This window comes from Listeria sp. ILCC796, from assembly GCF_900186175.1.
Taxonomy (GTDB): Bacteria; Bacillota; Bacilli; order Lactobacillales; family Listeriaceae; genus Listeria; species Listeria goaensis.
In genome coordinates this window covers 108,623-122,946 of sequence record NZ_FYBV01000004.1, presented here as the reverse complement: position 1 = coordinate 122,946, position 14,324 = coordinate 108,623, and the positions used below count along the sequence as shown (strand labels likewise).

Below are 14,324 nucleotides of genomic sequence, written 5' to 3'. Positions count from 1 at the left end.
ATCTATCACTCCCACTCTGTACTTGGAGCTTTCGGCATAACAATCGCTGCAATAATATAGAGTAGAATTCCTGTACCAGCGAACAATGAGATAACCGCCCAAGCTAGGCGAATCCACGTTACTTCAACACCAAAGTATTCTGCAAAACCACCACATACACCAGCCAACATTTTTTGGTTGTTAGATTTCGTTAACTTTTTCATTTACTTTCCCTCCTGATTAAAACTATTTTTCTTATTTTACTTCTTGCTGTTCAAGCTCTGTTACTTTAATAATACCCGTGTTTACATTCGCCTGAATTGTTCCCGTGCTAATCTCTTCCGCATTTTGCGTAAAGACAAACGTCTGATTCGAGTTGTCCCAAACTTTTGCATTCTTCAAATCGAAATAAATCTTCTCACGTCTAGTCCCAAGCGTTCCGTCCACATTCCACGATGCGGGAATTTGGATGCGAATATCTCCATTTGGTGCCTTTAAATCAGCCGCCGTGGCTGTATCATTGTAAACTGTATAATCCACGTCACCATTAGCCGTTTTAGCAACCGTTGTAAGCAAGTTTCCAGCAATCGAAACATCACCTTTTTGCGTTGCCAAATCTACATTTTCAACATCGGCGCGTTTAAAGAAAATTTCTCCGTCCGTTACTTCGGCACTTAAAAACTTCCCACTCGCCCCAGCAGATCTCACGTCGCCATGGCGCACTTTTAAAATACTATCTTCAACAGACACATCATCAAATTTCAAGTTTCCGTTAAGTAACTGAATTTTCATTTGTTCATAAAGCCGTTTTGGCACTGTTAGCACAACATCTGTTTTTAATACATCATTCTTAGATTCAAATGTAAATTGTTCTGGCGTAATTTCAAGCATGGTTTGACTGAAAAAATAGTCCCACAATTTGTCTTCGCTTAATTGACGAATGGAGCGTGCTTTCTCATGCACAGCTAGTACAACGCGCACTTTTAAGTCATCCTTTTCCCAAACACGAAGCGTCACATCACCGGTTGCAACTTGAACTTTCAACCCTCTAAATGTTGTAGCATCAAAGCTGAATTCACGGGACGGCCTTGGTCGACTTCCTGAATGATTTCTTTCCGCATGTTGCATGCTTACTTTTTCGTGATGCATTTTATGATTCATATGCGCTTCGTGGTGGTGTTTTCTTCTGTCATACTGCCTATTTCTACGCGCTTCCATACGACGTTTTCTCTCATCAATACGTTTACGATGATGATCAAGCACTTCTTCCGTCGTCATATTTTCAGAAGGAATCACAAACAGGGCAATGATATAGGCAATAATTGCGATACCCGTTTTCATCGTAAAAACAGCGACAACAATGAAAATCAAACGTAGAATCGTTGCATCAATACCAGTGTATTCAGAAATACCACCAAAAACACCGCCGATTTTACGATCAACACGAGATCTTCTTAGTTTTTTGTCCATACTATGCGCTTCCTTTCAAGAGTCTTCGCCAAGCGAAGACTCTGAGTTCCGTTTTATTTTACACGTTTCACTTAGATTCACGAATTTTGACACTACCTGTTGTAGCTTCCGCCTCAAGTTTAAGTGTATCACCTGCAGCAGGTTTCGTGAAGACCATCGTTTTACTTACAGATTCAGATTTTGAATCCAACACTTTCGCATCTTTCACATCTAATAATAATTTACCGAGGTTCGTATGAAGGCGCCCGTCTAATCCGAGTTCTCTCGGCACAGTAATTTCTAGGTTCCCTGCACCAGTTTTTGCTTTTAAGAATGCCGCTTCTTCATTTTGTAAGTGATAATTGACATTCCCATTTTTGGTCATTAAATTGGTTGAGTAGAAACTACCTTTTACTGAAACATTGCCATTAAAGGTTTTAAGTGAAACATCGCGCACGTTTCCGTTTTGCACGCGTACATTACCGTTAATCGACTCGATTTCTGTCAATGTCGCTTGGATTGTACCGACACTAATGTTCCCATTTGTTGTTTTCGCAAACAAGTCACGACCAGTTAGTTCATCAATGTGGAAATTACCATTTAAAATTTTCACTGACACATAATCATATTCACGACGTGGCAAGTATACTGTTAAATTCGTTACGATTTGCTTGGATTTAGATTCAAAGCGAAGCGTTTCTTCATCGACACGAAGCGTTGTGCGGTCAAAGAAGATTTTCATTGCTTCTTCTTCTGGGTATTCTTTAAATAGTTTAATCATCGCATGGACGCGAATATCATCATTATCGGACGGTTTAAATTCAATGTTTCCATTTGCCACTTCAAATTCTAAAATCGAAAGTGTTGTATCATGATAAACAAATTCGCGTTCAATTTTTGTTGATGTTAAAAATGGAAACGGCATATCTTTCACTTGATTGAAAGCACTGCTTAGGAATGAACCAATTTTTTCACCAGCTTGCGATAAATCGTTCATCACATTTTTCATTGATTCTTCGCGTTTTTCCTTTTCAATACGAGCACGTTCCTCATCTTTTGCTCTTTGCTCTGGACGTTCTCTACGCGGTTTCTTCGCTTCTCCTCCGCGATACGGATTACCGGCTGTATTCCAGCCTTGCGAGTAGTCATAACCTTGTTCTTCTTCCTCGTTCTCAAAAGTTTCCTCATAAGAAGTTCTGCGCTCAGCTTGACGAATATTTTCAGAGGCTGCTGATTTGCCTTCTTTTTTCGAAATATTTTCAAGTAGCGTTAGCGCTTCTTCCGTTGAGATAACACCTTGTTTCACGAGTTCTAAAATGCGTTTACGTTCGTTTTCCATTCCAGTTCCTCCTAAAAAATATATTGTAAGTAAAGTCATTAAATTCATAGGTCTTTTAACTATATGTTCATTATGAAGGATTCCACGTCATCTGTCATACAACTTAAGAACGATTCTTTCTTTAGACTTTTGGGGAAAAGGAAAAGCCTGATGAGAAGACTCCCTCCCAATCAGGCTTTTAAGTTTTATTTCTGGGCACTTTCAATCCGATTTTTCGTTCGCTTTTTATCGCGTTCAAGAACCCGTTTCAAATATTTACCCGTATACGATTTTTTCGAACGTGCCACTTTTTCAGGTGTTCCCGTCGCAATAATTTGACCGCCACCATCGCCGCCTTCCGGACCAAGATCAATCAAATAGTCCGCTTGCTTAATGACGTCCAAATTGTGTTCGATAACTAAAACGGTATCGCCATTTTCATCAACTAAGCGCTGTAGCACTTTTAAAAGTCGACTAATATCATCGGCATGCAAACCAGTTGTTGGCTCATCTAAAATATAGAATGATTTACCGTTACTCCGCTTATGGAGCTCAGAGGCAAGTTTAACCCGCTGTGCTTCACCGCCTGATAAAGTCGTGGCGGGTTGCCCAAGACGGATATAGCCTAAACCAACGTCGACGATCGTCTGCAATTTGCGCGCAATTTTAGGTTGATTTTTAAAGAATGCCAAGCCTTCTTCAACCGTCATCTCTAAAACTTCCGCGATATTTTTCCCTTTGTAGCGAATATCTAACGTTTCGCCGTTGTAGCGCTTCCCGCCGCAAACTTCACACGGCACATAGACATCTGGCAAAAAGTGCATCTCAATTTTGATGATGCCATCACCTTTACAAGCTTCACAACGACCACCTTTTACATTAAAGCTAAAACGACCTTTTTTGTATCCGCGTACTTTCGCCTCATTCGTAGAGGCAAATAAGTCGCGAATGTCATCGAATGCGCCCGTATAAGTCGCCGGATTCGAGCGGGGCGTCCGCCCAATTGGGGACTGGTCAATATCAATAATTTTCTCCAAGTTTTCCGTCCCTTTAATTTCCTTATGCGCGCCCGGTTTCGCATTCGCCCGGTTTAACTTGCGCGACAGCGCTTTTCGTAATACTTCATTTACAAGCGAGCTTTTTCCAGAACCTGAAACGCCCGTCACACATGTGAATGTTCCAAGTGGGATATCCGCACTGACATTTTTCAAATTGTTCGCCTTCGCACCAACAATTTCGATTTTATTGCCATTTCCATCTCGGCGTGAACTTGGTACTGGAATAAATTTTTCTCCCGAAAGATATTGGCCAGTTATGGAATTTTTATCTTTCGCAACCTCTTCCGGCGTCCCAGCAGACACAATTTGACCGCCATGTTCGCCAGCACCAGGTCCAATATCAATTAAATAATCCGCGGCCATCATCGTATCTTCATCATGTTCCACGACAATAAGCGTATTTCCAATGTCACGCATATTTTGCAACGTTTCAACTAGACGGTCATTATCGCGCTGGTGCAAGCCAATGGACGGCTCATCTAAAATGTACAGCACACCCGTCAAGCGGGAACCAATTTGTGTCGCTAGTCGAATTCGTTGTGCCTCCCCGCCCGAAAGCGTTCCAGCCGCCCGACTAAGCGTTAAATAATTTAAACCTACATTATTTAAAAAGCCTAGACGACTCCGTACTTCTTTTAAAATTGGAGCCGCAATTTGACTTTCCTTTTCTGAAAGAGCCAAATCTGAAAAGAATTCCAGGCCTTCCGTCACAGAAAAATGGCTGATTTCGCCTAGATGTTTGCCATCAATTTTCACTGCTCGTGCTTCTTCCTTCAAACGGTAACCATGGCAAGTTGGACACGGTAAGTCCGTCATATATTGCGCCATCTGTTCACGCGTAAAGTCCGAATTTGTTTCCCGGTAACGCCTTTCCACGTTCGGCAAAATCCCTTCAAATGGCATCCATGTTTCTCTTGTCATTCCAAAATCATTTTGGTATTTAAAGAAGAATTCTTGGTCACCCGAACCATTTAAAACGATATTTTGTTCTTCTTTCGATAGCTTTTCAAACGGCTTCTTCATATCAATCCCGAATTCCTTACATGCCGATTCCAGCATTTGCGGATAATACTGCGAACTAATTGGACGCCACGGAACAATTGCTCCGTCCTTTAAAGAAAGCGAAGTATCTGGAATGACCGTTTCAACGTCCACCTCTAGTTTCGTACCTAAACCATCACATGTCGGACACGCGCCAAATGGACTGTTAAAAGAAAACATGCGCGGCTCTAGTTCCCCAACTGTGAAGCCACAATACGGGCAGGCATAATGTTCGCTAAATAGTAATTCTTTTTCGCCCATAACATCAACAACCGCATAGCCGTCCGCTAATCGAAGTGCGGATTCCAGCGAATCGTACAAGCGCGACTGAATGCCTTCTTTAATAACAATTCGGTCAACGATGATTTCAATAGAATGCTTTTTGTTTTTTTCAATTGTAATCTCGTCGTTAATATCATAGATTTCTCCATCAACACGAATGCGCACGTAACCTTGTTTTTTGACTTCTTCAAGCGTTTTTTTATGTGTGCCTTTTTTGCCAGAAACAATGGGTGCCATCACTTGCAGGCGTGTCTTTTCAGGGTATTCTAAAACGCGCTCCACCATCTGCTCAATGGTTTGTGATGTAATTTCGATGCCGTGGTTCGGACAAATTGGGTGCCCAACACGTGCATAAAGCAATCTTAAATAGTCATGAATTTCCGTTACGGTTCCGACTGTGGAACGTGGATTTCGACTTGTCGTTTTTTGGTCGATGGAAATAGCTGGGCTGAGCCCTTCGATTAAATCTACATCTGGCTTATCCATTTGGCCTAAAAACTGGCGTGCATAAGCTGATAGCGACTCCACGTAACGACGCTGACCTTCCGCATAGACTGTATCAAAAGCTAGGGAAGACTTCCCCGATCCAGACAGCCCCGTCATGACGACCAGTTTGTCACGCGGGATTTCAACGTCGATATTTTTTAAGTTATGGGCTCTTGCCCCTTGAATGATAATTTTATCTTTATTCAAATTCGTTTCATCCTTCCGCCTTTAATTCGAGTAATGCATCACGAAGTTCCGCTGCACGTTCAAAGTCAAGCGCTTTAGCCGCCGCCTTCATTTCGTGTTCCATATCTTCAATAAGCTGTCCGCGCTCTTGTTTTGTTAGTTTACTTAAATCTGGACGTGCCTCTTCTTCACCTTCTACAGCAGTAGTTGCCGCAATTACGCCGCGAATTTCTTTGCGAATCGTTTTCGGCGTAATGCCGTGTTCTTCATTGTACGCTTCTTGAATATGACGACGACGTTCGGTTTCTTCCATTGAAACGCGCATTGAATCGGTAATTTTATCGGCGTACATAATAACTTTTCCGTGTTCATTACGCGCCGCACGACCCATCGTTTGAATAAGCGAGCGTTCTGATCGCAAGAAGCCTTCTTTATCCGCATCTAAAATTGCAACAAGGGAAACTTCTGGCAAATCTATTCCTTCACGAAGTAAGTTGATTCCGACTAGGACGTCAAACACGCCAAGGCGTAAATCGCGGATGATTTCAATCCGCTCGAGCGTCTTCACTTCCGAGTGGAGGTATTGCACTTTGATGCCGGCTTCTTTTAGATAGTCCGTTAAATCTTCCGCCATCTTCTTGGTCAGTGTTGTTACGAGTACGCGTTCATCTTTTTCTGTGCGCTCATTAATTTCGTCCATTAAATCATCGATCTGCCCTTCAATCGGTCTAATTTCAACAACAGGGTCAAGCAGTCCTGTTGGCCGAATGATTTGCTCGATAACATCTGGATTTTTCTCGAGTTCGTACGGGCCTGGAGTTGCAGAAATAAACATAATCTGATTGATGTGTTTCTCGAACTCTTCTAAGCGTAGCGGGCGGTTATCGAGGGCTGATGGCAAACGAAACCCGTGGTCAACAAGCATCTGCTTCCGTGCCTGGTCACCGTTGTACATTCCGCGGATTTGCGGCATGGTTACGTGCGACTCATCGATAACAATTTGGAAGTCATCAGGGAAATAATCAAGTAGCGTATACGGCGTCGAGCCTGCTGGGCGATGTGCCAAATGCCTTGAATAGTTCTCAATTCCTGAGCAATAGCCCATTTCTTCCATCATTTCAATATCATAGTTTGTTCTTTGTTCTAAGCGTTGCGCTTCTAAAAGTTTATTATCCGCACGTAATATTTTTAAACGTTCTTCGAGTTCGATTTTAATGTTTCCAATTGCTTTTTTGAGCGTATCTTGGCGGGTGACGAAGTGAGATGCTGGAAAAATTGAAATGTGTTCCCGCTCACCTGTAATTTCTCCCGTGAGTGCGTCTACTTCGCGGATTCGCTCGATTTCATCACCAAAAAATTCAACGCGAATACAATGCTCGTCACGCGACGCTGGAAAAATTTCAACCACATCGCCGCGAACACGAAAACGTCCGCGCTGAAAATCGATGTCATTGCGGTCATATTGAATGTCCACCAAGCGGCGTAATAAAACATCGCGACTGATTTCCATACCTGGACGTAGCGACACAACTAATTCCCGGTATTCTTCTGGTGCACCTAAACCATAAATACACGATACGCTGGCAATAATAATCACATCGCGTCTCTCGAGTAATGAAGCAGTCGCAGAATGGCGTAATTTATCGATTTCGTCATTAATGCTAGCATCTTTTTCAATATACGTATCACTTTGCGGGACGTAAGCTTCCGGTTGATAATAATCGTAGTAACTAACAAAATATTCCACCGCATTATTTGGAAAAAATTCCTTAAACTCACTATAAAGTTGTCCAGCTAGCGTTTTATTATGCGCCATAATCAGCGTCGGTTTATTGACTTCTTGAATCACGTTGGACACCGTGAACGTTTTTCCTGTTCCGGTTGCCCCAAGCAAAGTTTGGTGTTTTAGGCCGCTATTTAAGCCAGCAACTAATTGCTCAATTGCGCGCGGTTGATCTCCAGATGGTTGATATTCTGAGACGAGTTCAAATTTATCGGTCAATGTGAGTCCCCCATTCCTGCTTCATTTTTTTCTCCACTTTCAGCTCTTCTATTTTACCATAAAGCACAATTATATCCTAGCAAAAACCGAAAATACGTTCGGTTGTTTTTGTAAAACAGAAAGAACGCAATCATTTTGATTACGTCCTTCTTTTTCTATTTTACCACTTTATCGCATATTTACCTATTTATGTGCTTCCTCTCGGCCGCGAATACGTTTCAACATATTTGTTGCTACCATAAACCCCACTGTCATGGAAAAAGCATCAATTATAATAAGCCACCACGTATCCGTGTAACCAAGTTTGGCGCTAGCAGCAATGAGTCCCACCATTAAAATCAACGCCACAAAACGATTTAACGTGACACGCGCAAAAATAATGACAAGTACGCCCGGGAAGAAAATTGCCGATAAAATTTGGTCCAGCATCGTTCATCTTCCTCTCACCATTTCGCTAGTTTTGTCCGTCTTGAAGCGCTTTTGTTGTTATTTCAGCCGTAAGTTCTGGCAAGTCCGTTTTGCGAATGCCTTTTTCACCAAGCATGTCTGGTAAAATTTCACGCAAGAAATATTTCACACTTTCCATATCACGATACTCATAAATTGTTGCGAGTGCTTCACTATAAATTTCAACAAAAATATTTTCTGGGTTGCCTTTACGAATTTCGCCAAATGATTCGTACAACAAGTCAACTTTATCTGAAATGGCTAAAATTTTCCCTTCAAGCGTCATATCTTTACCTTCTTTTAAAAGATGGCGATAAGTCGGCTGAAATTCTTCTGGTATTTCCCGCTCAATAAAATTTTGCGTCATGCTTTCTTCCACTTCAGAGAGCATTTCACGGAGTTCAGCTGTGGCGTATTTGACGGGTGTTTTAATATCGCCAATAAAAAGCTCCGAGTAGTCGTGATTTAATGCGCGCTCATATAGTGAGCGCCAATCCACTTCATTTCCTGCTTGCTCTTCCACATTTCCAAAAAACTGAGCGATTTGTGTCACTTTAAATGAATGTTCTGCCACTGAGTGCTCTTGATATTTAAATTTCCCGGGACAACGATAAATGTTTTCTAAATCAGATAAACTTTGAAAATATTGATGAATGCCCATCAAAATCACTCCTTCCATTCATTATTCTTCGCGTTTTTGATTTTTGTTTGCTGGATTCGTATTTTCTACTTCGCGCATAATGAGCGCGGAACCGTATCCTAACAGCGCAATGATTGCACCGGAATAGGATCTGAAGTTTTCTGGAGCAAAAATGGCAATGATTGCTGAAAATAAAAACGTGGTTAAAATTCCCCAACTAAATAGCTTAGTGCCTCTTGAAGTGCCCACTTTCATTTGTGAATATATGCCAACATAGCAAACTGCTTGTATGAGTATAAATTGGATGACGCCGAGCACGATGACAACAGCCAATTGATTGTTCCAAATAAGTCCTAAAACCGTTACTGCAACCATCAAAATGATTCCAATAATCACTAACATTTTTTGTGTTGCCGTTAATTTTTTCAATGCTTTTCCCCCAAAGATTTGTTTGCTTTTACTTTACCATAAAAAAACAAATAATGCTGTAAGGCTACTCGTGGTGAACATGCCGGATAGCTTGCGCGAGTAGTTCTAGCACATGGTTATCATCTTGAGAATAAAAAATGGTCGTCCCTTGTCTACGTGATTTTACTAACCGCAAATTTTTTAAAAACCGCAATTGATGCGATACAGTCGTTTGGTTAAATTCAAGTGTCCGGGCGATTTCATTCACTGAATACTCTCGTTCCTGAAGTAAATTTAAAATTTGCACGCGCGTAGGATCCGCTAGTGCTTTAAATATTTGAGTCACATTAAAAAGGGTTTCTTCATCTAAGATTGAATGGTTCATTTCCTCACTCCATTATTATATGGTCATATATTCATATGATAGCGTTAACCAATCCATCACGCAACTAATGTGCCAACATATGCCTGAACAATTTGGTTAAATATGCACTTCATTTTGCTAGGTGTTGCATGCAAAAGAGTACATTTTTTCTATGAAGATGCGAGTGTGCTATACTTAACATTATAGATGTAAGCCCGTAGTTTAAACTTACCAAGGTGTCTACACGACAAGCAAATATTGTTCCCAAAAGTTTTTTTGAAAAGCAAGGATTCTAAAAAAAAATGTGATTTTTATAGGTACGCCACTTCATTCGACTTGTTTTACAAGGAAAACTCCCTTTTTATCCAAAAAACTTGCTCATACTTTAACAAAACGGGCAAACTTCTGATGCGAAATGAAAATTGATAACGTTTTCAAGACCTTGTAATTTATCACTCTAAATCTTAAGGAGAATCATGCATGTACTTATTTACTGGACTATTTGTATTTGCCCTCTTCTCAAATTTCATCGCTCAATTTATTCCTATTGGTGGAATCTTGGAAAACGGTATTGTACTTGTATTCCTCATTGCCGCCTTCTTTAAAGCTGTGTATGAATCTGCACAGGGCAAAAAAAGCATTTCAGGCAGCGGAATTTTCTTAATTGGTGTCATCTTTTTATTGTTCATTGTTGCGATGTCGCCGAATGCGTTTTCTCTGCATCAAAATACGCTTATCAATCAGCTGCTTACTTTTTTTAGTATGGTTAAATTTGTTTTGCTTTATTTAAGCGGGCAATATCTTTTTCAAAACATTGAGCTCACCTCTACCAAATCGTTTTTTACAGGCTTAGCTCGGTTCATAACACTTAGTTGTTTAGCCGTCTACATAATCAACTTTTTTATCCCTCTCTTGCAGCCATTTGATATGCGCTTTGACCGTTATACCTATTCATTTGGTTTCGGTCATCCTGCGCAGTTTGCCTTAGTTATTTTAATTTTATCAAGTTTAGCTACCTTTTTTAAACTCATTGATCAAAAAAAGCCGCCTTATCTTTATTTAGCGCTCAATTTCATTTTGATTTTTATTGCAGGGAGAAGTACTTCCATCGGCTTTTATCTTTGTCTATACCTTTTACTGCTTCTTTTTCCGTATCTTAAACGGATTCCAATTGCGATTATCGCGTTACTTGGTGGGGGATTCATTTGGCTAAATGCAGATCGGATTATGAATCAACTTATCGGAAACACACAAGAAGCTCGTGGCTTGTTGCTCAGAACTTCGTTTAAAATCGCCCAAGACTATTTTCCATTTGGCGGGGGACTGGGCATGTTTGGCTCCCATGCTGCGCGCGTCAATTATTCACCGTATTATGCGTATTACAATTTAGACAGTGTATGGGGACTCGCGCCAAGCAACCCCCAATTTGCCACGGATTCTTATTGGGCGATGCTGCTTGGCGAAGTAGGTTTTCTCGGTTGTTTGCTCATGATTATTCTTTTTGTCGCGCTACTGATTACCATCACAAAAAATCTTCCAACTACAGATATCAAATTAAAGTTTATCGTCATTTTACCCCTTGTTTATGCCCTCATCACAAGCCCAATTGACACCACTTTAGTATCGAAAAGCATTGTTGTTATCACATTTAGCGTACTTTATATGCGTATTTTCCTTCAAAACAAAAAACCTAGCATTAAATGCTAGGTTTGATAATCACGTAGGAAATAATTTTACAGATTCGTGCTTCTTTTTTGTGATTCTCGAATTCAAATACATCGGCGAAATAGACGTGCTGACCATTTTTTTGAATCATCGTTCCGTTAAGTGAGCCCAATTTGCCGTGCGATACAATGGTTTCAAGCTCTAGTGATTTTATTGGTTCAGAATGGCTGAAAAGCTCGTTCATAAAGTTAGTTCGGCCACGGATTTCAAATTCACCTGGGACACTCCAAACAAAGTTTTCCACCAAAAGTGCTTCTAGGGTTTTACGGTCTGCTTTTGCTGTTGCGATGGTGTAATCCCGCATGATTCGACGTTTAGGTGCGTTGTCACAGTCGGCTGGTACGATGATGGTAAATGCTTGATTCCCGTATTTTGTTTGAAACGCTAATCCGCTCTCGGCTAGCGCTTTCCGCAGTATTTCAATTGCTTTTGGACCAACTCCGTGCAAAGCGAGGAGTGTCTTTTCGTCGTACGCTACGACTTGTTCTAACGTCGTAATTCCCTCGGCTTCCAAAGCTGATGTTGCCGGTTTGCCAATTTTCGGTAAGTTCGTCATCCACTTCGCCCTCCCTTGTTTACGAATATTATAGCATAACTATGCAAAAAGCGTGTCCCTCCCACAAGGAACACGCTTTTGCTATTGATTCAGCTCTTCAATTTCGCCGCTCTCCAAGTACACAATCCACTCTGAAACGTTTGTAATATAGTCACCAATCCGCTCCAAATTTTGCGCAACTAGTAGTAAATGCGTAATATCCTCTAAATGCTCAGGATCTTCTTGCATTAAATCAATACATTTTTTCGAGACTAGACGGTGCAATTTGTCGACTTCGTTATCGCGGGCTGCAATTTCGCGGGCAGCGTTTGCGTCTCCTGCTAGGTAGGCGTTTAAAACGTCATGAAGCATATTTTTGACGATTTCGCCCATTTCAGGAATTTCCGGAATCGGTTTTAGCGCTTTGCTGTTGCCAAGATGAATTGTCGCTTTCGCAATGCTGACAGCGTGGTCGCCAATTCGCTCCAAATCGGAACTGGCCTTCATCACCGTTACAATTTTACGTAAATCTGTTCCAACTGGTTGTTGGAGGGCAATTAATTCGAAGGAGCCTTGTTCAAGCGATAGCTCCATGTCATTAATTGCTTTGTCTTCCGCAATGACTTGTTCTGCCAGCAATTGATCTCTTTCCACTAGCGACTTGACTGCCTTAAAAATTGCTTCGTTTACAAGGACGCCCATTTTCAACAAGTGTTGGTGTAACTCATTTAACTGCTCTGTAAATAATTTTCTTACAACCATCTATGCACACTCCTTATCCAAATCGACCAGAAATATAGTCTTCTGTTTTTTGTTCTTTCGGGTTTGTAAAAATCGTCGTCGTATCGGCAAACTCAACAATCTCGCCGTTCAAAAAGAAAGCTGTTTCATCGGAAATACGCGATGCTTGTTGCATGTTATGCGTCACAATGACAATCGTATAATCTTTCTTTAGCTCTAAAATAAGGTCTTCTACTTTTGCGGTTGAAATTGGGTCAAGCGCCGAAGTTGGCTCGTCCATTAAAATGACTTCCGGTTTGACGGCCAGCACCCGTGCGATACAAAGACGTTGCTGTTGCCCGCCTGACATCCCTGTTGCTGGTTTATCTAAGCGGTCATGAACCTCTTCCCACAAAGCCGCCTGTCTTAAACTGCGCTCAACGATAGCATCGAGTTCCTTTTTATTTGTCACGCCGTGCATGCGCGGGCCATATGCGACATTGTCATAAATGGAAAACGGGAATGGATTTGGTTGTTGGAACACCATGCCCACACGCTTTCTAAGGTTTACCATATCTAATTTCGCTTGATTGACTTCTTCATCTGCAATTCGAATGCTTCCGGTCGTCTTCACATTCGGAATCAAATCATTCATGCGGTTTAGCGTTCTTAAAAACGTGGACTTCCCGCAACCTGATGGGCCGATAAGCGCCGTCACATAGTTTTCTTTAATCTGTAAGGAAACTTGTTTGAGGGCTTGTTTTGTTCCATAAAATAAATCGACTTTGTCCGTCTCAATCATAAATTTCGTTGCTTCAGCAGTTTCTACCAATTTATTCGCCTCCCCTTATCCAAAGTTTCCTGAAATATAATCTTCTGTACGTTTTTCTGCCGGATTTGTGAACAATTCTGTTGTGCTCGTAAATTCGACCACTTCGCCTAAATAGAAGAAAGCTGTATAGTCGGATACACGAGCCGCTTGTTGCATGTTATGCGTCACGATAACAATCGTATATTTTTCCTGTAGTTCATTAATTAAATCTTCTATTTTACTTGTGGAAATCGGGTCAAGCGCTGATGCTGGTTCATCGAGCAAGAGAACTTTCGGCTGCATTGCAATGGCACGAGCGATACAAAGACGCTGCTGCTGCCCGCCGGAAAGTGAAAGCGCACTTTTGTTGAGGTCGTCTTTTACTTCGTCCCAAAGCGCTGCACCGCGCAAGCTTTTTTCCACACGTTCCATCAATTCTTTTTTATTTTTCATGCCGTGGCGTTTTAAGCCAAACGCAATATTTTCATAAATCGATTTTGAAAATGGGTTCGGCTTTTGAAACACCATACCAATTTCCTTGCGCACTTTGTATAAATCGACTTCTTTACGGTTGATATCAATGCCGTTATATAAAATTTGTCCGTCCATGCGGCAGCCTTCAATTTCATCATTCATTCGGTTTAAAGCTCGTAAATACGTGGATTTACCGCAGCCAGAAGGCCCGATAAGAGCCGTCACTTTATTTTCTGGGAAAGCAAGATTGACTCCTTTAATCGCATGGTTATCACCGTAATAAACGTGAAGATCCTTCGTTGCCATCGCGTGACTATCCATTTCAAAAGGAGGAACAATCGCTTGTGTTTCTTCGACTTCCACATTTATTGGCATCGTTTTTGTGATCATCATTTACAA

The 14,324-nt window shown here is 41.3% G+C and carries 14 protein-coding genes; 1 reads left to right on the top strand and 13 read right to left on the bottom strand.

Annotated elements, in window-relative coordinates; all coding sequences use genetic code 11:
* Window positions 1–5 precede the first annotated feature (5 nt).
* The 9 genes from CFS04_RS06245 to CFS04_RS06205 form a co-directional block, all read right to left on the bottom strand.
* Window positions 6–203: a PspC domain-containing protein gene (locus tag CFS04_RS06245; RefSeq protein WP_088809757.1), complete on the bottom strand. Its 198-nt coding sequence runs from the start codon at window positions 201–203 to the stop codon at window positions 6–8.
* A gap of 31 nt (window positions 204–234) precedes the next feature.
* Window positions 235–1,449: a PspC domain-containing protein gene (locus CFS04_RS06240; RefSeq protein WP_088809756.1), complete on the bottom strand. Its 1,215-nt coding sequence runs from the start codon at window positions 1,447–1,449 to the stop codon at window positions 235–237.
* Between the two features lie 67 nt (window positions 1,450–1,516).
* Entirely contained in the window at window positions 1,517–2,767 is a 1,251-nt protein-coding gene (locus CFS04_RS06235; protein WP_088809755.1) for a DUF4097 family beta strand repeat-containing protein, read from the bottom strand.
* Between the two features lie 185 nt (window positions 2,768–2,952).
* Window positions 2,953–5,820 (bottom strand): excinuclease ABC subunit UvrA, encoded by a 2,868-nt coding sequence (gene uvrA / locus CFS04_RS06230; protein ID WP_088809754.1) that lies wholly within the window; start codon window positions 5,818–5,820, stop codon window positions 2,953–2,955.
* Window positions 5,821–5,827: 7 nt separating this feature from the next.
* On the bottom strand, window positions 5,828–7,801 hold the full coding sequence (gene uvrB / locus CFS04_RS06225; RefSeq protein WP_088809753.1) for an excinuclease ABC subunit UvrB: 1,974 nt from the start codon (window positions 7,799–7,801) through the stop codon (window positions 5,828–5,830).
* Window positions 7,802–7,984: 183 nt separating this feature from the next.
* Window positions 7,985–8,227 (bottom strand): CsbA family protein, encoded by a 243-nt coding sequence (locus tag CFS04_RS06220; RefSeq protein WP_240310354.1) that lies wholly within the window; start codon window positions 8,225–8,227, stop codon window positions 7,985–7,987.
* A 28-nt stretch (window positions 8,228–8,255) separates the two neighbouring features.
* On the bottom strand, window positions 8,256–8,909 hold the full coding sequence (locus CFS04_RS06215) for an HD domain-containing protein (RefSeq protein ID WP_088809751.1): 654 nt from the start codon (window positions 8,907–8,909) through the stop codon (window positions 8,256–8,258).
* Window positions 8,910–8,930: 21 nt separating this feature from the next.
* Entirely contained in the window at window positions 8,931–9,317 is a 387-nt protein-coding gene (locus tag CFS04_RS06210) for a hypothetical protein (protein WP_088809750.1), read from the bottom strand.
* 64 nt (window positions 9,318–9,381) lie between these two features.
* Window positions 9,382–9,681, bottom strand: coding sequence for a metalloregulator ArsR/SmtB family transcription factor (locus tag CFS04_RS06205; protein WP_007474071.1), 300 nt, complete (start codon window positions 9,679–9,681; stop codon window positions 9,382–9,384).
* Window positions 9,682–10,140: 459 nt separating this feature from the next.
* Between CFS04_RS06205 and CFS04_RS06200 the strand changes: the two genes are divergently transcribed.
* Window positions 10,141–11,367, top strand: coding sequence for a DUF4408 domain-containing protein (locus CFS04_RS06200; RefSeq protein WP_088809749.1), 1,227 nt, complete (start codon window positions 10,141–10,143; stop codon window positions 11,365–11,367).
* Here the strand turns inward: CFS04_RS06200 and CFS04_RS06195 are convergent.
* The 4 genes from CFS04_RS06195 to pstB (CFS04_RS06180) form a co-directional block, all read right to left on the bottom strand.
* On the bottom strand, window positions 11,357–11,941 hold the full coding sequence (locus CFS04_RS06195; protein ID WP_088809748.1) for a DNA-binding protein: 585 nt from the start codon (window positions 11,939–11,941) through the stop codon (window positions 11,357–11,359). The two genes, CFS04_RS06200 and CFS04_RS06195, sit on opposite strands and share 11 nt — an antisense overlap.
* Window positions 11,942–12,022: 81 nt before the next feature.
* Window positions 12,023–12,682 carry a phosphate signaling complex protein PhoU gene (gene phoU, locus CFS04_RS06190; RefSeq protein WP_088809747.1) on the bottom strand — a complete coding sequence of 220 codons (660 nt, stop codon included), beginning with the start codon at window positions 12,680–12,682 and terminating at the stop codon, window positions 12,023–12,025.
* 13 nt (window positions 12,683–12,695) lie between these two features.
* Entirely contained in the window at window positions 12,696–13,442 is a 747-nt protein-coding gene (gene pstB, locus CFS04_RS06185; protein ID WP_220387112.1) for a phosphate ABC transporter ATP-binding protein PstB, read from the bottom strand.
* A 45-nt stretch (window positions 13,443–13,487) separates the two neighbouring features.
* On the bottom strand, window positions 13,488–14,315 hold the full coding sequence (pstB, locus tag CFS04_RS06180) for a phosphate ABC transporter ATP-binding protein PstB (RefSeq protein ID WP_088809844.1): 828 nt from the start codon (window positions 14,313–14,315) through the stop codon (window positions 13,488–13,490).
* Window positions 14,316–14,324 lie beyond the last annotated feature (9 nt).

Bases quoted from the DNA above. Each gene is read 5' to 3' on its own strand.
- pstB (WP_220387112.1), bottom strand. From the start codon at position 13,442: ATGATTGAGACGGACAAAGTCGATTTATTTTATGGAACAAAACAAGCC.
- CFS04_RS06235 (WP_088809755.1), bottom strand. From the start codon at position 2,767: ATGGAAAACGAACGTAAACGCATTTTAGAACTCGTGAAACAAGGTGTT.
- CFS04_RS06205 (WP_007474071.1), bottom strand. From the start codon at position 9,681: ATGAACCATTCAATCTTAGATGAAGAAACCCTTTTTAATGTGACTCAA.
- CFS04_RS06195 (WP_088809748.1), bottom strand. From the start codon at position 11,941: ATGACGAACTTACCGAAAATTGGCAAACCGGCAACATCAGCTTTGGAA.
- CFS04_RS06245 (WP_088809757.1), bottom strand. From the start codon at position 203: ATGAAAAAGTTAACGAAATCTAACAACCAAAAAATGTTGGCTGGTGTA.
- phoU (WP_088809747.1), bottom strand. From the start codon at position 12,682: ATGGTTGTAAGAAAATTATTTACAGAGCAGTTAAATGAGTTACACCAA.
- CFS04_RS06240 (WP_088809756.1), bottom strand. From the start codon at position 1,449: ATGGACAAAAAACTAAGAAGATCTCGTGTTGATCGTAAAATCGGCGGT.
- pstB (WP_088809844.1), bottom strand. From the start codon at position 14,315: ATGATCACAAAAACGATGCCAATAAATGTGGAAGTCGAAGAAACACAA.
- CFS04_RS06200 (WP_088809749.1), top strand. From the start codon at position 10,141: ATGTACTTATTTACTGGACTATTTGTATTTGCCCTCTTCTCAAATTTC.
- CFS04_RS06215 (WP_088809751.1), bottom strand. From the start codon at position 8,909: ATGGGCATTCATCAATATTTTCAAAGTTTATCTGATTTAGAAAACATT.